Origin of the sequence: Bacillus sp. LUNF1 (assembly GCF_011008975.1) — a bacterium.
Taxonomy (GTDB): Bacteria; Bacillota; Bacilli; order Bacillales; family Bacillaceae; genus Bacillus; species Bacillus velezensis.
On record NZ_CP048876.1, the window covers coordinates 2272582 to 2289942 of the forward strand.

Below are 17361 nucleotides of genomic sequence, written 5' to 3' on the forward strand. Positions count from 1 at the left end.
ATAAAAGACTATTAAAAGGAGCGAAACGATGAGAAAACGCACACTGGGACATTCTGATTTAGAAATAAGCGAAATCGGGCTCGGCTGTATGTCGCTGGGCACGGATAAAGCTAAAGCGCTGTCTATTTTGGATGAAGCGATCGAGCTTGGAATCAATTATTTAGATACCGCTGATCTTTATGATTTCGGCAGAAATGAGGAAATTGTCGGGGAAGCCGTCAAAAACCGCAGGCACGACATCATTTTAGCCACGAAAGCCGGAAACCGCTGGAATGATGATAAAGACGGCTGGCATTGGGACGCTTCCAAAGGATACATAAAAGAAGCGGTCAAAAACAGCCTGCGCCGGCTGAAAACGGACTATATCGACCTTTATCAGCTGCATGGCGGCACGATGGAAGACCATATTGACGAAACGATCGAAGCTTTTGAGGACTTAAAACAGGAAGGTGTCATCCGGTATTACGGCATTTCCTCGATTCGTCCGAATGTTATTAAAGAATATGTGAAAAAATCAAATATCACCAGCGTTATGATGCAATACAGCCTGCTGGACCGGCGTCCCGAGGAGTGGCTTCCCCTTTTAGAGGAGAACGGAATCAGCGTAGTCGCAAGAGGGCCTGTCGCTAAAGGGCTTCTTACGGAAAAACCGCTTGATCAAGCGGCCGCAAGCGTAAAAGAGAACGGCTATTTAACATATTCTTTTGCAGAACTGGCAGAAACCAAAAAAGCGATCAGCGCTGCCGCACCTGACTTGAGCATGACGGAGCTTTCTCTTCAATACTTACTGTCACAGCCGGCCGTCGCTTCTGTCATCACCGGAGCCAGCTCACTTGAGCAGCTGAGAGAAAACTGTTCGGCTGCAGAGGCCCGGCGTTTAAGCAGCCGGGAAATCAAAGCCTTGCAATACCATACAAAACGGGACGTATACGAAGCCCATCGTTCTTAAACAATAAAACCGGCACCTTTTCAGATGCCGGTTTATTTATATTTATGCCAATCGAGACTGCTTTCATTCAGCAGCTCTTCAAAGCTTTTATGTTTTTCTTTTTCTTTTCGTTTTCTGATTTGTTCCGCCTTTTGCTGCGCCTGTTTTTTCTCGTCTTCTTCCTTCAGCTCACTTTTCATTTGCAAAAGCCTGGCCTTCAGATCTTCCTCCAGATCGTCTTTTAAGCTGTGTTTTTCTTTAGGCAGCTGCTTTTTCATCATTACGCCCCCCGTATCTGAATATGGTGAGGCAAGTGTACCACGGAGCGCCGGAGGCCGGCAACGTTCACGGTCCTGAAAAGCCGGAGGAAGGATTTTTCATATTAAAGGAGGGCACCTGTGTGAAAAAATGGCTGGCGGTGTTCGGTTCGGCTTGCGCAGTCTTTTTGGCTGCCGGATTCGCTTTTACGAATCTGATTATGTTTATGAAGAAAAAGACGGATGAAGAAATCATGAAAAAAGAAACGGCGGACGGGCATGATAGATTTGATTCCTTTCAGGCCATGGAAAAAGAAGATGCCGTCATCCTGTCGCGCCACGGGTATGAGATCAAAGGCTTTTACGTCGCCCCGCATCATACGGCAAACACCATGATTATTTGTCACGGCGTTACCGTAAATTCGTTCAATTCATTGAAATACATGGGTTTATTTTTAGATTTAGGCTGGAATGTGCTCGTATATGACCACCGCGGGCACGGAAAAAGCGGCGGCAGAACGACGAGCTACGGCTATTTTGAAAAAGATGATTTGGAAGAAGCCGTGAATTGGGTGAGACACAAAACCGGAGACGTCGGTCAAATCGGCATCCACGGGGAATCGATGGGAGCGGTGACGGCCTTATTATACGCGGGCGGGCATCAGGATGAAAACGGCGCTGATTTTTATATTGCGGACTGTCCGTTCGCAAGCTTTCGCGATCAGCTCGCCTACAGGCTGAAGCGGGAGTTCCGGCTGCCTCCGTGGCCGCTTCTGCCTTTGGCTGATTTCTTTTTGCGGATGAGAGAAGGATACCGTATCCGTGATGTATCTCCTTTATCGGTTATCAGCCGAATCCGGCAGCCCGTGCTGTTTATTCACAGTAAGGAAGATGATTATATACCTTCCGCTTCTTCCGAATTGCTGCACCGCAGAAAACGCGGCCCTAAGATGCTCTATCTGGCCGAATCGGGCGGGCATGCCATGTCGTACACCAAAAATCCGGAGAGCTACCGTAAAGCCGTTCAAACCTTTTTAGATACCATGACGCAAACGTAAAAAAGCGAAAGAACGTATGCTGGTTCTTTCGCTTTCCCGTCATAAAACGTCGGTAATCCCGTCCATATTTTCTCCGATCCAGTCAATGGCGAGGTCGATTGTCGTAAACTCCTGCGCTTTGAAGGTCATCTCATCCTGAAGCAGCCAGACATCCTTCTGAACGGATTCAGCGCCTCCAATAGACCAGTGCAGCAGACTGTACGGGTGGTTGTTGTTCAGAAAGGATACCCACGTTTTATGCTGTGCCGTCTGTTTAATGGCTTTCAGCTTTTGATTCACTTTCCGTTTCTCCCTGCTTTACTAATATGCTCATTCTCGGGCTCAGCATCTCTGCCGGGCTTTTTAAGACGAGCGTTTTTGCCTTTTCATTGTAATCGATTGTCATTTCCTCGTCAAAAAACACTTTTTGTGAGGTCTGGATGTAAAGCGGAAGTCCGTTGGTTTCAATGGCTTCGCATTGTCCCGTTAATTCGTCCGCCAGCCAGATGGCCGGCACACCGCTCACCGCGCACCCGCAGCCTTCTGCGTCATAGCGGAGCTGCGCTTTTTTCCCCGGGTTGGCGTCCATCGCCTGCTGAAGTGTGTGTTTCGCCGCATCCGTCACATGTATTTGCATAGATGATCCTCCGTTTTTCATTTTCGCCATTGTAGCATACCGAGCCGCTGTATGCATTGTTTCTGCTTTCTTTACAGCAGCCCGCTCTCCCAGTCCTTTGCCTCTTGTTCAGCCGCCTTGATCCAGTCATTTTTCCCTTCACTATACTTTGCCATATCGTATGGGTATGTCTCAGCGAGGTGCCGTTTCAGTTCCATGTATTGAGCCGCTTTTTCAGGCTTTGCGGTGAGGTAATCCCGGAACAGCAGATGACGCTTCACGTCCGGATGGCCTGTTTCGTATATGTGAACGTGGTGTGTGCGCTTGCTGCCGCCTTTTTGAAAGAAACGCCGGCCCTCTATCCCGTTTTCCCCTTTCGCCTCATAGCCGAGTGCTTCCAGCTGCGGACTGAATCGGTCAGCGTCCGAAATATCTTTGACCTCCGCCAGTATATCGATGACGGGTTTGCCGGCCATGCCCGGGATGGAGGTGCTGCCGATGTGGCTGACAGAATGAAGTGCTGAGCCGAAGATTCGGATCAAGTCCGCCTTCTCTCTTTCAAACATTTCTTTCCATTCCGGCTTGTACGGAACAACTTCCGCTTTCCTCTTCGGATAAAGATGAAAAAACGAGAGGGTCAGCCCTTCCGCCGTCTCTATCTGTCCGGCTTCTGTGAACCCGGTTTTTACATAGAGAGAGACTGCCGGAACGTTTTGGCTGGCGGTAGCCGCCTCTATTTTTTGGGCGTCCCGGTTCTCGTCTATCACAAATTGAATAAGCGCCCGTCCGATTCCTTTCCGAAAGCCTGAAGGGTGCACCGTCAGCCTGCATATGACAAGGTCATATCCCTTTTTTTCATACGAAATGACGCCTGCAAGCTGATCTTTTTCCTTGAAACCGGCAAACGTCTCCCGTGACCGCTGTATATCATCGGGTGTTTCATGCAGGGCGGGAATGCCGAAAAAGCCGATCAGCTCGGCTTCTTTTTGATAAGAGCAGCGCTGAACCGCCGCAATTTCCCGCGCGGTCTGTTCTTGTGTATGCTGTAAAAATGTAATCAATCTTCCGCCCCTTTTGACGCAAACATCCGCTGTGACTCCGTCTTCGTAATGCGGACCGCGTACGCTTCATACCAGGCGGTTTTTCCTTTTTGTTTTGCCGCCTGGTGGTCAGTATGATCTTTCCACCTTTTAATCGCCTCCAGGCTGTCCCAGTAGGAAACCGTGATGCCGCAGCCGTTTTCCTCCCGAACGCTTTCCGCGCCTAAAAAGCCCGGCTGTCCGCCTGCCAAATTCATCATGCGCTCTGCCGTATGTTCATATTCCTCATCATATTTTCCCTTTATTGATGAAAAAATGACCGCATAATAGGGCGGTTTGGGCGTGTCAGCTAAAAAACCCATATTCATCCCCCTCATATGTATTTCACAAACAGAATCCGGTCTTCTCCCGGACCGTCATAATTCGCAAAAACAGGGATTCCGTTTACGGTTTTGGTTCCTTTTTCAACTTCAAAGCCTAATTTTGTATGATAAGCGATTGATACTTTATTGACAGGCGCCGTCACGCAATTGACTTTTGTGCAGCCCCTTTTCTTCACGGTCTCCATAAATCGGTCGTAGAGCTGTTTTCCAATTTGCATTTTTCTGAAATCCGGATGCACACCCGAAAAATGAATGTAGGCTGTCTCAGGGTCTGATTGTGACTGAAAACCGATTAAAAAACCGGTCATTCCCTCCGGCCCGTACGTGATAAAGCTTGTGTCCTGAAAATGTTCAAAAAACAAGCGCGGCAGTTTGTCTTTCATCTGCCTGCCGCCCCACCATTCATTCAAAACAGACGTAACCATTTCATAGTCTTCAGAGGTAATTGTTCGAATATCCATTATCGATTGACTCTCCTTTTCGTCCGGCAAAATGAATGTCAGCTCTTCTCATTGGAATATAAAAAATTATATGTGGGTTGTTTGCAATTGTAAATGATTTCTTTTCAAGCAAACGAATCAGCACGTCTTCCAGCCGGGGAATGATTTACCAGTATAAACGTGATCATTGTTCGGGTACAATGAAAAACAGAACAAACGTTCCCGGAGGTTTTTTTATGGCTGATATTCTTCTTGTAGATATGCAATCGTTTTATGCGTCTGTGGAAAAAGCGGAAGCGCCTCATTTCAAAAGCCGGCCCGTGATTGTCTCGGGAGATCCCGAAAGACGCAGCGGCGTCGTGCTTGCGGCTTGTCCGCTCGCCAAACGATACGGCGTAAAAAATGCCGAACGGCTGTGGGAAGCGCAGGCCAAATGTCCCGACGCCGTTATTGTCCGTCCGCGGATGCAGCGGTATATTGATGTATCCGTCATGATTACCGAACTGTTTGAACGGTATACCGATCTTGTAGAACCCTACTCCATCGATGAGCAGTTTCTCGACGTGACCGGAAGCAGGCGGCTGTTCGGTGATCCTTTTACAATTGCCGAAAGCATTCAGCAAGCGATTATGCGTGAATTCGGAATTTATGCCCGTGTCGGCATCGGGCCGAATAAGGCGCTCGCGAAAATGGCTTGCGACCATTTTGCCAAAAAAAACGCATCCGGCATCCACAGATTGGATATGTCAAATATCAGGCAGGATCTGTGGCCGCTGCCGGTCGGAAAATTATTCGGCATCGGAAAACGGATGGAGCATCATTTAAGACGGATGGGCATCAGCACAATCGGCGGGCTTGCCGGGCACCCAGCCGAACTGCTGAAAAAACGCTGGGGCATTAACGGCGAATTGCTTCAGCGGACAGCCCGCGGCATCGATCCCTCTCCGGTCACCGTCAACACGCACAGCCGGCAAAAAGCGATCGGCCATAACATGACCCTCCCGAGAGACTACAGCCGCTTTGAGGATATTAAAGTCGTGCTGCTGGAGTTAAGCGAAGAAGTGGCCCGCCGCGCCCGTTTCAAACAATACATCGGCCATACGGTTTCGGTCAGCATCAGAGGCGCTGATTTTGAATTCCCTTCAGGTTTTCACAGACAGAGAAAGCTGATCTCTCCGACTAATTTCGGAATGGATATTTTTAAAGCGGCGGTCAAGCTCTTCAAAGAGCATTGGAACGGTGAGCCCGTCCGCAGCGCCGGCGTCTCCCTTTCCCAGCTGGAGCCTTGTGATTATGTTCAGCTGAGCCTGTTCGATGCCCAGGAAAAAAAGATCAGTCTCGGCAAAGTATTGGATGATATTCATGAGCGGTACGGCCCTGCGTCACTCCTCCATGCCGCTTCACTGACAGAGGCCGGCCAAGCCTTTCACCGGGCTGAAAAAATCGGCGGGCATTACAAATAATTTGAGGTGATATACATGAATCCGAACAAATTAACACCCGGGTATAATGTCATGTGGGAATCAAGCCGGATGATGCTGCCCGAACATCGGGAGCAGCTGCTTGCAAAAAAACGAAAAGAACGGGAATTCCGGCCTCCGGAACTGAGCGAAGAGCAACTGAACGACATGAACCGCATCATTGCGGCGTCGATTGAAGAAGACAGGGCCATCTCGGTCACCTACGCTTCAGCACACGGTCCCCGCCGCTTTTGGGGATGGGTAAAACAAGTGAGGCATGACGAAAAGCGTTTAAAAATCATAAACGATGAAGATGCGTTAACGCTGCCGTTTCATCGTATTCTCTCAGCTGAATTGGAATAAAAATCCTACCCCGGCCTGACAGAAAATATGATAGAAGAGTGGGAGGATCACATGATATTTAGTAGAATAAAGATGAATGACAAGAATAGGAGAATATACGATGGATCAATTTATAGAAAAAATGCTGGGACAAGCCCTCCGCCAGTATGGACGGAATGTGTCGACAGATCCGCTGAGCCCCTATGAAAAACAGAGTTTAAAAAAAGCTTTAGAAGAAAGAAGGAATGAAGAACCCGATGAGGATCTTCATGCCCATGTAGAAGATATTATCTACGATTACGTCACCAATCAGGGGCAGTTTTCCTGACACGGACGTTTATGCACCGGGCGATAAGGGAAACGTCCGAGAGTAAACCCTTAAAGATTGCGTGGTGCAGGATATGCCTATCGGGCCTTATTTCAGGATCGGTTATGCCGTTCTTCTGTTATTTCTCATCATTTATCTCGGAACATTAATAGACTTTTTGTTCCAGCCTGTGGTGATTACGGTTAAAACCTTATTTCCGCCTATTGTATTATCGGGCGTCCTCTACTATTTGTGCCGCCCGCTCGTCAGACTGCTGCATGCGAAATTAAAGCTGCCCGAAGGAATCGCGATTTTAGCGATTTATGCGGGAACAGCCGGCCTTTTTGTCCTCTTCCTTTATACGGCGGGCCCTGCCGTTCAAAAACAGTTTACAGCCTTCACAGATCATATTCCGGAGCTTTCCGCAAAAGCTGAAAATTGGATCGGGCATCTTCAGGACAGCAAATGGTTCTCCCGGCTTCAGCATGGGGATTCCTTTAAAAAATTAGCAGACAAAGCCGCAAATTATTCCGGTTCAATCGCTGATTCTCTCAGCAGCCTGGCCGGTACGGCTGCCAATGCCGCCATCACCGCCGCCATTATTCCGTTTGCGCTGTATTACATGTTAAAAGAAGGAAACAAAGCCCCCCGGCGTCTGCTGCGGCTTCTTCCGGAAAAACATCAAAAAGAAGGAAAACAAATCCTTCAGGACATGGATGAAGCTCTCAGTTCATACATACAAGGACAGCTGCTCGTCAGTTTTTGTGTCGGCGTACTCGTCACAATCGGCTATTTTATAATCGGGCTCGATTATCCGCTCGTTCTGGGCGCGTTCGCCATGGTGACAAACCTGATTCCGTTTATCGGGCCTTGGATCGGCACATTTCCCGGAGTCATTGTCGGATTGTTCGATTCACCGACCGAGGCGGTGCTGGTGATTACGGTCGTCGTCATTGTCCAGCAGCTTGAAAGCCAGCTGATTTCCCCGCAAATTATGGGACGGAAGCTGGACATTCACCCGCTGACCATTATTTTTCTTCTGCTTGCCGCCGGCAAATTCTCAGGAATTGCCGGGATGCTGCTGGCCATTCCGGGATATGCGGCCGCAAAAGTGGTCATAAGCCACATGCAGAAACTATTCATTCTCAGAAAAAAACAAGGCTAGGAGAGAAATGATTCATCCCCCATGTCTTCACATCGGTCAAAATGAAAAAACGGCGGGCTGAAGAAGCCCGCCGCACACGGAGGTAAAAAAGATGAACATCGGTGATGTCATTTTTCAATTGATTTCATTTATTGCAGCCGCGGTTTTCCTGTTTGCCGTGATATACGTATTCAGAAGCTTGAAGCAGCGCCGCATACAATTGGACAGAATCGAAAAGAAACTCGACGCGCTGCGCGAAGAAAAAAACGAAAAGTTATAGTTCATTCAGAAGCAGGAGCAACGAGCTCCACTTTTATCCGATCCGGATCCTCCGTGTATACGGCGTAATGCGTGCTTCCGCCTGCATATGGATGGCGGTCCCTGTAAAGCACGGGGCATCCTCTGGCAAGCAGCTTTTCTGTCATCTCGTCAACCTGCTCTCTTGATGCAGCATGAAAAGCCAGATGGTTCAGCCCGACCCGGCATCTGTGGTACTCCGGTGTTAAAAAACGCTCCTCTGTCTGTACAAGCACAACATAAAATCCTGCGTTTTTCCAGCTGATGCCGGAGTCCCAATTTTGAAATTCCCTATAACCGAGCTCACCTAAAAACCATCCCCAAAACCGGGCGGAGGCTTTCAAGTCAGATACATACAACTCAATATGATGTATCATAATATCCGCTTCCTCCTCACATCACACCCGCCTTACCAGCACCTCTTCAACTTTATGGCCGTCACCTTTTCTCAAAATCAAATCCGATCTGAATTTTGTCGGCAGGATATTTTCATACAGATTCGGCCGGTTGACGCTCTCCCAAATGGAGGCGGCCATGGTATCCGCTTCTGCATCAGACAAATCCTTAAATTTATGAAAATAAGAAGCCGGATCCTGAAAAGCGGTTTCTCTTAAGAGGCGGAAACGTTCCAAATACCACGTGAAAATCCGGCTTTCTTCGGCATCCACATAGATCGAAAAATCAAAGAAATCGGATACAAAAATCCGCGGATCTTCCCTGTCGTCCTCTAATGTCGGCGACTGCAGGACATTGATTCCTTCGATAATAACGATATCCGCACCTTCGACAACCTCGACGGCGCCCTCTTCCCTGTCATAGGTAAGATGGGAATATACGGGCGCCTCCACTCTCTCTTTCCCTGACTTTATATCGTTCAGAAATTCAAGCAGCGCTTTCACGTCGTAGCTTTCCGGGAATCCCTTTCTGGACAGAAGGTTTTTCCTTTTTAATTCCACTGTCGGATACAAAAAACCGTCGGTTGTCACCAGGCTCACCTTCGGCCTGTCCGGCAGACGGGAAAGAAGCTTTTGCAAAATTCTCGCCGTCGTGCTTTTGCCGACGGCGACGCTGCCCGCGATTCCGATGATAAACGGGATTTTCGCTGAATGCGGATGCTTCAGAAACACATTGACATGCTGATTCCGTCTTGCGGCAGACGTGACATGAAGATGGAGCAGGCGCACAAGCGGAATGTAAATCGTTTCTACTTCTTCCACCGACAGGTAGTCATTCAGCCCCTCTACGGCCTTGGCTTCTTCCTCTGAAACGGCAATGGAAAGATGGCCGCCGAATCCGGCCCACGACTCGCGGCTGTGCTGCGTATACAATGTATGTAAATTCAATTCTTTACTTTTCACAATTCACACCAATCTCTCTGTATGGCTTTCCGATAAAAAACAAACGCTTACAAAGATTGTAACGGAAAACCGCTTCACTGTCTGCCCATTTTTTTCAAAAATGAGGAACCGATCCGGCTGTACTCTTCCATTTCCTCCTCCGGAACCATGCTTCCGCCGGTGCTCCACACAAGGTGCACGGCATTTTCCATCTCAAGCCCCCGCTCTTTTATATAACGGTTTCCGGCTTCGGTCTGAACGACCTTGACGGCTCCGGCCAGTCCGGCGAGTGCAGAGGGTTCAAGGCTCTTATTCTCGGCCGCCCTTAATTGATAAAGCAGCGAAAAAAGCGTGCCGTCATCGGCGGTATAACAGCCGCTGAGTATAGGTTCCATCAGAGGGCCGGCCAGTCCGGACGGCCTTCCCACCGCGAGTCCGTCGGCGGCCGTTTGATTATCAAGACCGATATCCTGCACGCTGATTCCGTCATGCAAGCCGGAAAACAGTCCTAACAGCATACACGGTGAATGCGTCGGCTCACCGAAAAAAATATGGACATGCTCGCCATAGATCAGCTTTAGCGCAAGCGCGACGCCGCCCGGGCCTCCTCCGACCCCGCACGGCAAATAAACGAAAAGCGGTTCATCTGCATCAGGCTTTATGTTCATTTGATCGAGCTGCTTTTTCACACGGCTTCCCGCAACGGCATACCCCAAAAACAGATCCCGGGAATGCTCATCATCAATAAAATAACAATAAGGGTCCTGCTTCGCCTGCATGCGCCCCTCTTTGACAGCCAGACTGTAGTCTGCTTCATATTCGATGACGCGAACCCCCTTTTCCCGGAGCAGCTCCTTTTTCCACTGCTTTGCGTCACTGGACATATGAACGGTCACACAAAAGCCGAGCTTCGCGCCGATTATGCCGATACTCAGACCTAAATTGCCCGTAGAACCGACGGCTATAGAGTATTTTGAGAAAAAAGCGGTAAACCGTTCTTCAGTCAATATACTGTAATCGTCGTCTGCTGAGAGCATTCCCGCTTTTACCGCGAGATCTTCGGCATGCTTCAGCACTTCGTAAATCCCGCCGCGCGCTTTAATGGAACCGGAAATCGGAAGTTCGTCGTCGCATTTCAAAAGCAAACGCCCAGGGAAAGCCTGAGCGGCGCTGTGTTCCAGACGCTTTTTCATTTCATTGATTAAGACAAGCGGAGACTCAATGAGGCCTCCCGCCGCTTCCGTCTCCGGAAAAGCCGACGCGATATAAGGCGCAAACCGGCGCAGCCTTTCTTCCGCTTCGGCAATCTCCTTTTTCCATTCAGCACCATGCTTTACTGGATCATCGGTTTTATGCGGGTTGATCCAAAATACTTCACGCGCCTCCGCCATTTGCCTGACGAAAGGATCTGCCATCAATGCCTTGTGTATATCACGGTCGGACATTCCTTTTTCCCCCTTGTTACTTTTTCTTTAATGCGCGGCCGGCCAGTTTTTCTGTAAACGATGGGAAAAGCTGATACAGCTTCGTCCCGAGGCTCATCCATCGCGGAAGATTCATTTCCCGTTTATCCGTCAGAATCACGGATGTAATGCGCTCTGCCACATGGTCGGCATCAAGCATCCATCTGCCGACGCTTTTCACATAACCGCCCTCTTTATCTGCAATTGTAAAGAAGTCTGTTTTGATCGGACCGGGATTAACCGTTGTCACGGCTACACCCGTACCGGCCAGCTCAAGCCGCAGCGCGTTGGAATACCCTAACACGGCGTGTTTCGTTGCGGAATAAAGGCTTGATTTCGGCGTCGCCAATTTGCCGGCCTGTGAGGCGATATTGATAATATGGCCGCTTTTCGCATGAAGCATCACAGGAAGACAGGCCTTCGTACAGGCGATTAATCCGAAGACGTTGACTTCAAACATTGCCTTCATATCATCCAAAGATGAATCAGCGGCCGTTTCAAAAATGCCGAAGCCGGCGTTGTTGATTAATACGTCTACATGACCGATCAAACGCCTTACGTTTTCAGCCTCTTCTGCATGCCGGACGTCAAACGGGATGACATCACACTGTCCGCCGCGCGCGGTAATCGTCTTTTTCACTTCCTGCAAGCGGTCCTCCCGCCTGGCGGATAAAAAAACATGAGCCCCTTCTGCCGTGCAGGAATATGCAAGCCGTTCTCCGAGTCCGCCGGATGCTCCGGTGATCCAAATCCGCTTATCCGTTAATCTGCCCATTTCCTTCACCCCTTCACAGCTTTAAACTTCAGAGTGTTCCCCGACTGAAAGGATACAACCTTCCCTTCGGCGGCCAGCACGTCAAGATGGCCGATCGTTTCTGACATCGTTAAAAACAATTCATTTTCATAAACAGCCGGAAACAGCCGCCGGCATACCTGGAAAGCCGTCAGCGTTTCCTCTGACAACAGGCGCAGCACATATTCCGACCGGTTTCTCTGTTTTTCAAGCCGCCTGTCAAAAGCAGGCTTTACGTCTGTCAGCAGATCGCCGTGTCCCGGATATAAAAAGGACGGGTTTACGTCATACAGCCGCTTCATTGAGTTCAAGTAGTCGAGCATCGGGGCCGCGCGCACGCCCCCCTTTTCCGGAGCTTCCAGAATCGGATTGGTGGAGCTGTTGGACAAAAGCAGATCGCCGCTGAACATTTCACCGCTTTTTTCATGGTAGAGCGCAATGTGAGAAGCGGCATGACCCGGGATTTCGAGCACCGTCCAGCCGTTAAGCCCGTCAATTTTTCCGCCTTCCCTCACTGTTTTCGTTAACGGACGGTTTGCAGAAAATAAGTATGACAGCTTAACTGTTTTATGTATGTCTTCAGGCATCAGGGGAACGTCCATTTCAGTCATAAGCGACAGAAAAAAGTCCTCCTGCCGGGCGATATACGACTGATCCTGAGTAATGTACCTGTCATTCAGCGGATGCCCGATCACTTCCGTATCCTCAGAAAAAAGGTGCAGCAGACCTGAATGATCTGCGTGATGATGAGTGAGCACCACCTGTTCTATATCCGCCGCAGAAACCCCGTGTTCCTTAAGCTGCAATGAGAGCGATTCAGCCGCTTCCTTTGTATTCGGGCCGCAATCAATAAGGGTTAAGGCTTCATCTTTTACTAAATAAACGATAACGTCGCCGACTGCAAACGGAGTCGGCACACGTATCGGGATGATCTTTCTCGCTGCCATGTTTACGCTCCTTCGTTCTTTTCATTCCTGAATAATCATATTTTAGCGTTTTCTTTTCACTGTGTCATTATTGCCGCATATCGGAAAAAAAGATTGACATCCCGCTATTGCGCATAGCATAATGAACAACAAACTAGAAAACACGGAACGCGATGACGAGGAACTAGTATATAAACAACGGCAGCAGAGAGCAATGTCCCCGGCTGAAAGACATTGCGGCCCTCTTGTTTACAGAACCTGCCCTCAGAGCGGTTAGGAAAACCTAAACGTATCCCCTCGTTACGGGATTTGAGCTGAGCACGGCTGATTCGTGCTAATGTAAGGTGGTACCGCGAAACCTTTTCGTCCTTTTTGACGGGAAGGTTTTTTTGTGTTTTGAAAAGAAGGAGGATTTATATGAAGAAAATCGGTTTTATCGGGGCCGGATCAATGGCGGAAGCAATGGTGAACGGACTGCTGCAAAGCGGAATGACAGCCCCCGGACATATATATATGACAAACCGGTCAAATGACAGCCGGCTGAAAGAGCTCCAAAAAACGTACGGAGTGAAACCGTGCCGGGATAAAGAAGAATTTTTCAGCAATACCGACATTATCGTTCTCGCCTTTAAACCGAAAGATGCGGCAGAAAGCATTGAGAACATTCGCGAATACGTGAAAGATCAGCTTGTGATTTCTGTCATCGCAGGGCTGACGATTCACACGATTCAGCAATATTTCGGCAGAAAGCTCACCATCATCCGGGCGATGCCGAATACATCCGCGGCCATTCAGCAATCGGCGACCGGTTTTTCCGCAAGCTCCGAGGCGAGTGAAGCTGAAATCCGGACGGCAAAAGAGCTTCTGGAAACAATCGGAGAAGCGACGCGCTTTGAAGAAAAACACCTTGACGCCGTCACAGCCATTGCCGGAAGCGGTCCCGCCTATGTGTACCGGTATGTCGAAGCAATGGAAAAGGCCGCCCTTCAAGCCGGCCTGCCGGAAGAAACGGCAAAAGAGCTGATTTTACAAACCATGGCCGGGGCGACGGAAATGCTCAGAACAAGCAGCAAACGGCCTGAACGCCTGCGCAAGGAAATCACAAGCCCGGGCGGCACGACTGAAGCAGGCCTTCGCGCATTAGAAGAGCGCCGCTTTGAAGAAGCCATCATGCACTGCATCGCAGAAACCGCAGCCCGGAGCGCCGAAATTAAAGAACAATTCGCAAGCTCCGTTCTGCAAAAGACGGACCAGTGATAAAGCATGGGGCTTCCCATGCTTTTTTCATTCTGTTTAACTGCCGTATAAGCGGCTGATTCTCTCTTTTACTTCAGGAAGATGGAATGTGGCTTCGTGCATGTTCACCTCTTCCTCAACCGCTTTTGTCAGCTCTCTTTTGATCCGTGCGGTCACATTGGTTTTCAGCGCAACCAGTGAGGCTCTCGGTTTATCCGCCAGCAGCCGGGCTAATTCGCGGCCTCTTTGAAGGGCGTCTTTTTTCGGCAGCACTTCAAACGGAACTCCCCGTTTTTCCAGAGCGGCGCCGCTGAAATTCGCGGCCGTAAACAGCATTTCTTCCCCGAGGACAATTCCCAGTTTTTCAGGCACAATATACGTCGCGCCCATTCCCGGTGTAAATCCGTACTTCATATAATTACAAGAATAAAAACTCTCTCTGCTTAAAATCACGAAATCCGAGCTCAGACCGATCGTAAAGCCGGCTCCGATCGCATGCCCCTGCATGACGGAAATCACGGGAATCCTGCAATCCAATAAAAGACTGTGAAGCTTTAAATCTGTAAATTGGAGCTTTCCGCTCTGAATGGTCAAAAGCCCCTCCTGCGTTCCTCCCGTGCAGAAATAATTTCCGTAACCCGTCAGAAGGACGGTTTTATAGGACGGATGGGCATTGATGTCCTGGAATACCCGGTGCAGCTCTCTGACAAACTCTTCTGACAGCCCGTTTTTCCCGGCCGTATCCTGCATTGTGACCTGCACAATGCCCGGTTCTGTTTCCTGTACATCAATCATTGGATTCATGTTTATTCTCCGTTTCTTTAAAAATACTCAAGCCTTGCCGGCTCTGAGTGTTTCTGATATTAAGTCGTCCATTCATACTTTCTGTGAAACTCTTTTATTTCAGTCAGCACCAATCGTGTTTTTCCTTGATGCGCATTCGGGATGTCTGCTGCGGGCGCGGCATTTCTTGTGCCGAATTTTACGATGCCGCTGTCTTGGAGCAGCCGGTCATAATCAGCCATCGATAAACGGACGCGTTCATCCAAATGCCGGCTGATCTGAAATTGATTCTGCCGCGTACGGCTTTGCGGCATAACGACACCGCTGTAAAATTCAGAGCAGCAGCCCGAACCGTATGAAAAACAGCCGACGCGTTTCGGCGTTTCAAAAGAGCCGTTATCAATCGTGCTGGCAAGAGATAAAAATACGGTGGCCCCCATGATGTTGCCGACGCGCTGACAGTATTGAATCCCAGGCAGCACGCGTTGCTGAAAATCCGCTTCAATGTCTTGCGGCTTAGCCTTTGCCAATTTTCTCATCATCGTCCGATGCGCTCCTTTTACCATTCCGCCAAACGGAGTATGAAAAGAAAGGTATTGAAATGTATTCTTATAATCCGCCCCGCTCACACGCTTTCCGTATTCCTGAAATGATTTTTCACAGCAGTCCAAATAAGACATGAGCGACAGATCAGCATCCCCCGCTTCACTATCCGGAATCGGACGGCAGGTATCCATGACTTCATACCCGTAATACCCGCTTGCGCCTTGATCAAGCAAAAAGACATGAGGGGTGCTGCTGACTAAAAGCGCCACAGCTCCGGCCCCCGCACTCGGTTCGGCATAGGACCATTCCTCCGTCAACGCGTCACCGCCATCAGCAACTAAAAAGCGGGAAATATCCGTTCCGATGATGAGCGCTTTCGCTCCCGGCGATGTTTGCGATAAGATGAAATTCACACCCATTTGAAACCCGGCCGTTAAAGAATAGCAAGCCTGTTTCACCTCAAATAACCGGCAATTCCGCTTCAGCTGCAAATAATCATGGACGTATGTACTGATGGATTTGCCAAAATCAATCCCGGATTCCGTACAGATGATGACCATTTCAATCTGATTCCGTTCCTCTTCTGACAGAGAGTCGATAATCGGTTTTGCGGCATTTACGGCGAACGTAATCGGATCTTCAAACGGAAGCGCCACCACTTTTTCTTTCATCAGCAGGTTCTCAAACCTTTTTTTATCCAAGTTCCGATGTTCCGCAAGCTCCATGACGTCTACATACGCGGTTCCGCCAAACACATTCATTGCTTCGATTCCTACATTCATTTCTCCAAGCCCCCAGAGTAAAGAGGCTTCCTGCGGAAGCCTCTTTTATTTTTCCGTTCAAAATTCAACAAGCAGCCTGTCAACGCCGTGAAATACAGGGCTCGGAACCAGATTCGGCTCTTGATCCTTAGTAAAACGCCATGCGGGCATCTGTTCAAAAAAGTGGGAAAGCGCGATTTTCGCTTCAAGCCGGGCCAGCGGCGCTCCTAAACAATAATGGCTGCCCTGACCGAATGACAGATGCTGATTCGGCTTTCGTCCCAAGTCAATCTGATCGGGATTTTCAAACTTCTTTTCATCTCTGTTTGCCGATCCAATCCACGCATACACTTTTTCTCCGGCCGGAATCGTTTTTCCGCCAATCTCGCTCTCAACCGCGGTGTAGCGGGTTACCCGCTGAATGGAAGGTCTGAGGCGGATGACTTCCTCAATAAAGTCAGGAAGGAGCGCCTTATTTTCAAGCAGCCGGGGCAGAATGTGCGGGAACTCCTTGAGACTGAGAAATGAGTTTCCGATCACATTTTCCGTCGTTACGTGCCCCGCGACAATCAACAAGCCGCAAAAACCGATTAATTGCTTGTCTGACAGCGGCTCTCCGTCTAAATCAGCTGAAATTAAATGGCTGATTAAATCATTTTGCGGCTGTTTTCTCCGCTGTAAAATAAACTGCATGAAGTATCCGATCATCTGCTTTTGCACTTCATTCATTTTCTTTTCATCTTTTACATTCTGGCTTTGGTCGACCCAGCTTTTAAAGATATCTCTGTCTTTCGGAGGAAATCCTAGAAGCTCTGCGATCACGATAATCGGAAGCGGAAATGCGTAATCTTCAATAATGTCCATCCTGCCTTTTGAACGGACGGCCTGAAGCAGGTCATCAGCGATAGCGGCTATACGCGGTGCAAGAGTCTCAACCGATTTCGGCATGAATGGCTGATTGACCAATTTTCTGAAGACGGTGTGTTCAGGCGGGTCCATTTTCAAAAGGCTGTCTTTGTTAATATGCCGAATCATTTTTTCCTGTTTGTCCGCACTTAAGTATTTATGATCGGAAGAAAAATGACTGTAGTCAGAAATCACCCGTTTCACTTCATCATAGGTGAAGATTTCCCAGCAATCTTCCTTTTCATTGTAATGAACGGGAGAGGTTTCTCTCATCGTTTGGTACCACTTGTACGGCTGCTGCTGTCTGATTTTTGTTAAACTGGTCATTTTCATTCCTCCAAGATGTGATCAAGATTTGA

General features: G+C 48.9%; 22 protein-coding genes. 8 read left to right on the forward strand and 14 right to left on the reverse strand.

Annotated features, from left to right (window positions below; all coding sequences use genetic code 11):
• Nucleotides 1-28 precede the first annotated feature (28 nt).
• A complete protein-coding gene (locus tag G4O42_RS11015) occupies nt 29-949 on the forward strand; it encodes an aldo/keto reductase (protein ID WP_032873204.1) in 921 nt (306 codons plus the stop codon).
• Between the two features lie 32 nt (nt 950-981).
• On the opposite strand, the gene G4O42_RS11020 is transcribed toward G4O42_RS11015, so the two are convergent.
• Nucleotides 982-1206 carry a YqkE family protein gene (locus tag G4O42_RS11020; protein WP_007409396.1) on the reverse strand — a complete coding sequence of 75 codons (225 nt, stop codon included), beginning with the start codon at nt 1204-1206 and terminating at the stop codon, nt 982-984.
• 122 nt (nt 1207-1328) lie between these two features.
• On the opposite strand from G4O42_RS11020, the gene G4O42_RS11025 reads away from it, so the two are divergent.
• Nucleotides 1329-2243: an alpha/beta hydrolase gene (locus G4O42_RS11025; RefSeq protein WP_032873505.1), complete on the forward strand. Its 915-nt coding sequence runs from the start codon at nt 1329-1331 to the stop codon at nt 2241-2243.
• A gap of 39 nt (nt 2244-2282) precedes the next feature.
• On the opposite strand, the gene G4O42_RS11030 is transcribed toward G4O42_RS11025, so the two are convergent.
• The 5 genes from G4O42_RS11030 to G4O42_RS11050 form a co-directional block, all read right to left on the reverse strand.
• Nucleotides 2283-2522, reverse strand: a complete 240-nt coding sequence (locus G4O42_RS11030; protein WP_003153307.1) for a DUF2552 family protein — start codon at nt 2520-2522, stop codon at nt 2283-2285.
• Nucleotides 2497-2859 carry an iron-sulfur cluster biosynthesis family protein gene (locus G4O42_RS11035; RefSeq protein WP_025649817.1) on the reverse strand — a complete coding sequence of 121 codons (363 nt, stop codon included), beginning with the start codon at nt 2857-2859 and terminating at the stop codon, nt 2497-2499. The genes G4O42_RS11030 and G4O42_RS11035 overlap by 26 nt, the downstream gene beginning before the upstream one ends.
• Before the next feature lie 71 nt (nt 2860-2930).
• Complete coding sequence (locus G4O42_RS11040; RefSeq protein ID WP_032873202.1) at nt 2931-3899, reverse strand: GNAT family N-acetyltransferase; 969 nt, start codon at nt 3897-3899, stop codon at nt 2931-2933.
• On the reverse strand, nt 3896-4240 hold the full coding sequence (locus G4O42_RS11045; protein WP_015240143.1) for an antibiotic biosynthesis monooxygenase family protein: 345 nt from the start codon (nt 4238-4240) through the stop codon (nt 3896-3898). The genes G4O42_RS11040 and G4O42_RS11045 overlap by 4 nt, the downstream gene beginning before the upstream one ends.
• Nucleotides 4241-4251: 11 nt before the next feature.
• Nucleotides 4252-4722: a GNAT family N-acetyltransferase gene (locus G4O42_RS11050; RefSeq protein WP_007612374.1), complete on the reverse strand. Its 471-nt coding sequence runs from the start codon at nt 4720-4722 to the stop codon at nt 4252-4254.
• Nucleotides 4723-4937: 215 nt separating this feature from the next.
• Between G4O42_RS11050 and G4O42_RS11055 the strand changes: the two genes are divergently transcribed.
• The 5 genes from G4O42_RS11055 to G4O42_RS11075 all read left to right on the forward strand — a co-directional run bounded on the left by G4O42_RS11055 (nt 4938) and on the right by G4O42_RS11075 (nt 8234).
• Complete coding sequence (locus G4O42_RS11055; protein ID WP_032873199.1) at nt 4938-6164, forward strand: DNA polymerase IV; 1227 nt, start codon at nt 4938-4940, stop codon at nt 6162-6164.
• 15 nt (nt 6165-6179) lie between these two features.
• The gene (locus tag G4O42_RS11060; protein WP_007409390.1) at nt 6180-6524 is read left to right on the forward strand and encodes a YolD-like family protein; all 345 of its coding nucleotides are present in this window, start codon (nt 6180-6182) and stop codon (nt 6522-6524) included.
• Between the two features lie 100 nt (nt 6525-6624).
• Nucleotides 6625-6831, forward strand: coding sequence for a YqzH family protein (locus G4O42_RS11065; RefSeq protein WP_003153294.1), 207 nt, complete (start codon nt 6625-6627; stop codon nt 6829-6831).
• A 73-nt stretch (nt 6832-6904) separates the two neighbouring features.
• Nucleotides 6905-7975, forward strand: a complete 1071-nt coding sequence (locus G4O42_RS11070) for an AI-2E family transporter (RefSeq protein ID WP_032873503.1) — start codon at nt 6905-6907, stop codon at nt 7973-7975.
• A gap of 91 nt (nt 7976-8066) precedes the next feature.
• Entirely contained in the window at nt 8067-8234 is a 168-nt protein-coding gene (locus G4O42_RS11075) for a DUF4083 family protein (protein WP_007612383.1), read from the forward strand.
• Nucleotide 8235: 1 nt separating this feature from the next.
• On the opposite strand, the gene G4O42_RS11080 is transcribed toward G4O42_RS11075, so the two are convergent.
• The 5 genes from G4O42_RS11080 to G4O42_RS11100 all read right to left on the reverse strand — a co-directional run bounded on the left by G4O42_RS11080 (nt 8236) and on the right by G4O42_RS11100 (nt 12791).
• Nucleotides 8236-8625 carry a VOC family protein gene (locus tag G4O42_RS11080; RefSeq protein ID WP_029973629.1) on the reverse strand — a complete coding sequence of 130 codons (390 nt, stop codon included), beginning with the start codon at nt 8623-8625 and terminating at the stop codon, nt 8236-8238.
• 24 nt (nt 8626-8649) lie between these two features.
• Nucleotides 8650-9609: a type I pantothenate kinase gene (gene coaA, locus G4O42_RS11085; protein WP_032873194.1), complete on the reverse strand. Its 960-nt coding sequence runs from the start codon at nt 9607-9609 to the stop codon at nt 8650-8652.
• 74 nt (nt 9610-9683) lie between these two features.
• Nucleotides 9684-11033 carry a D-serine ammonia-lyase gene (gene dsdA, locus G4O42_RS11090; RefSeq protein WP_032873192.1) on the reverse strand — a complete coding sequence of 450 codons (1350 nt, stop codon included), beginning with the start codon at nt 11031-11033 and terminating at the stop codon, nt 9684-9686.
• Nucleotides 11034-11049: 16 nt separating this feature from the next.
• The gene (locus G4O42_RS11095; RefSeq protein WP_032873190.1) at nt 11050-11826 is read right to left on the reverse strand and encodes an SDR family NAD(P)-dependent oxidoreductase; all 777 of its coding nucleotides are present in this window, start codon (nt 11824-11826) and stop codon (nt 11050-11052) included.
• Nucleotides 11827-11831: 5 nt separating this feature from the next.
• Entirely contained in the window at nt 11832-12791 is a 960-nt protein-coding gene (locus G4O42_RS11100; RefSeq protein ID WP_032873188.1) for an MBL fold metallo-hydrolase, read from the reverse strand.
• A 396-nt stretch (nt 12792-13187) separates the two neighbouring features.
• On the opposite strand from G4O42_RS11100, the gene proC reads away from it, so the two are divergent.
• On the forward strand, nt 13188-14027 hold the full coding sequence (gene proC, locus G4O42_RS11105; protein WP_032873185.1) for a pyrroline-5-carboxylate reductase: 840 nt from the start codon (nt 13188-13190) through the stop codon (nt 14025-14027).
• Between the two features lie 36 nt (nt 14028-14063).
• On the opposite strand, the gene G4O42_RS11110 is transcribed toward proC, so the two are convergent.
• The 3 genes from G4O42_RS11110 to G4O42_RS11120 are packed head-to-tail and all read right to left on the reverse strand — an operon-like array spanning nt 14064 to nt 17329.
• Nucleotides 14064-14810 (reverse strand): polyketide synthase, encoded by a 747-nt coding sequence (locus tag G4O42_RS11110; protein ID WP_014305356.1) that lies wholly within the window; start codon nt 14808-14810, stop codon nt 14064-14066.
• Nucleotides 14811-14869: 59 nt separating this feature from the next.
• Nucleotides 14870-16117: a hydroxymethylglutaryl-CoA synthase family protein gene (locus G4O42_RS11115; RefSeq protein WP_032873183.1), complete on the reverse strand. Its 1248-nt coding sequence runs from the start codon at nt 16115-16117 to the stop codon at nt 14870-14872.
• Nucleotides 16118-16174: 57 nt separating this feature from the next.
• Entirely contained in the window at nt 16175-17329 is a 1155-nt protein-coding gene (locus tag G4O42_RS11120; protein WP_032873181.1) for a cytochrome P450, read from the reverse strand.
• Nucleotides 17330-17361 lie beyond the last annotated feature (32 nt).

Coding starts and splice junctions, on each gene's coding strand:
- G4O42_RS11020 (WP_007409396.1), bottom strand. CDS start 1,206: ATGAAAAAGCAGCTGCCTAAAGAAAAACACAGCTTAAAAGACGATCTG.
- G4O42_RS11095 (WP_032873190.1), bottom strand. CDS start 11,826: ATGGGCAGATTAACGGATAAGCGGATTTGGATCACCGGAGCATCCGGC.
- proC (WP_032873185.1), top strand. CDS start 13,188: ATGAAGAAAATCGGTTTTATCGGGGCCGGATCAATGGCGGAAGCAATG.
- G4O42_RS11045 (WP_015240143.1), bottom strand. CDS start 4,240: ATGGGTTTTTTAGCTGACACGCCCAAACCGCCCTATTATGCGGTCATT.
- G4O42_RS11060 (WP_007409390.1), top strand. CDS start 6,180: ATGAATCCGAACAAATTAACACCCGGGTATAATGTCATGTGGGAATCA.
- G4O42_RS11035 (WP_025649817.1), bottom strand. CDS start 2,859: ATGCAAATACATGTGACGGATGCGGCGAAACACACACTTCAGCAGGCG.
- G4O42_RS11015 (WP_032873204.1), top strand. CDS start 29: ATGAGAAAACGCACACTGGGACATTCTGATTTAGAAATAAGCGAAATC.
- G4O42_RS11115 (WP_032873183.1), bottom strand. CDS start 16,117: ATGAATGTAGGAATCGAAGCAATGAATGTGTTTGGCGGAACCGCGTAT.
- G4O42_RS11110 (WP_014305356.1), bottom strand. CDS start 14,810: ATGAATCCAATGATTGATGTACAGGAAACAGAACCGGGCATTGTGCAG.
- G4O42_RS11100 (WP_032873188.1), bottom strand. CDS start 12,791: ATGGCAGCGAGAAAGATCATCCCGATACGTGTGCCGACTCCGTTTGCA.
- G4O42_RS11050 (WP_007612374.1), bottom strand. CDS start 4,722: ATGGATATTCGAACAATTACCTCTGAAGACTATGAAATGGTTACGTCT.
- G4O42_RS11075 (WP_007612383.1), top strand. CDS start 8,067: ATGAACATCGGTGATGTCATTTTTCAATTGATTTCATTTATTGCAGCC.
- G4O42_RS11070 (WP_032873503.1), top strand. CDS start 6,905: ATGCCTATCGGGCCTTATTTCAGGATCGGTTATGCCGTTCTTCTGTTA.
- G4O42_RS11120 (WP_032873181.1), bottom strand. CDS start 17,329: ATGACCAGTTTAACAAAAATCAGACAGCAGCAGCCGTACAAGTGGTAC.
- G4O42_RS11065 (WP_003153294.1), top strand. CDS start 6,625: ATGGATCAATTTATAGAAAAAATGCTGGGACAAGCCCTCCGCCAGTAT.
- G4O42_RS11055 (WP_032873199.1), top strand. CDS start 4,938: ATGGCTGATATTCTTCTTGTAGATATGCAATCGTTTTATGCGTCTGTG.
- dsdA (WP_032873192.1), bottom strand. CDS start 11,033: ATGTCCGACCGTGATATACACAAGGCATTGATGGCAGATCCTTTCGTC.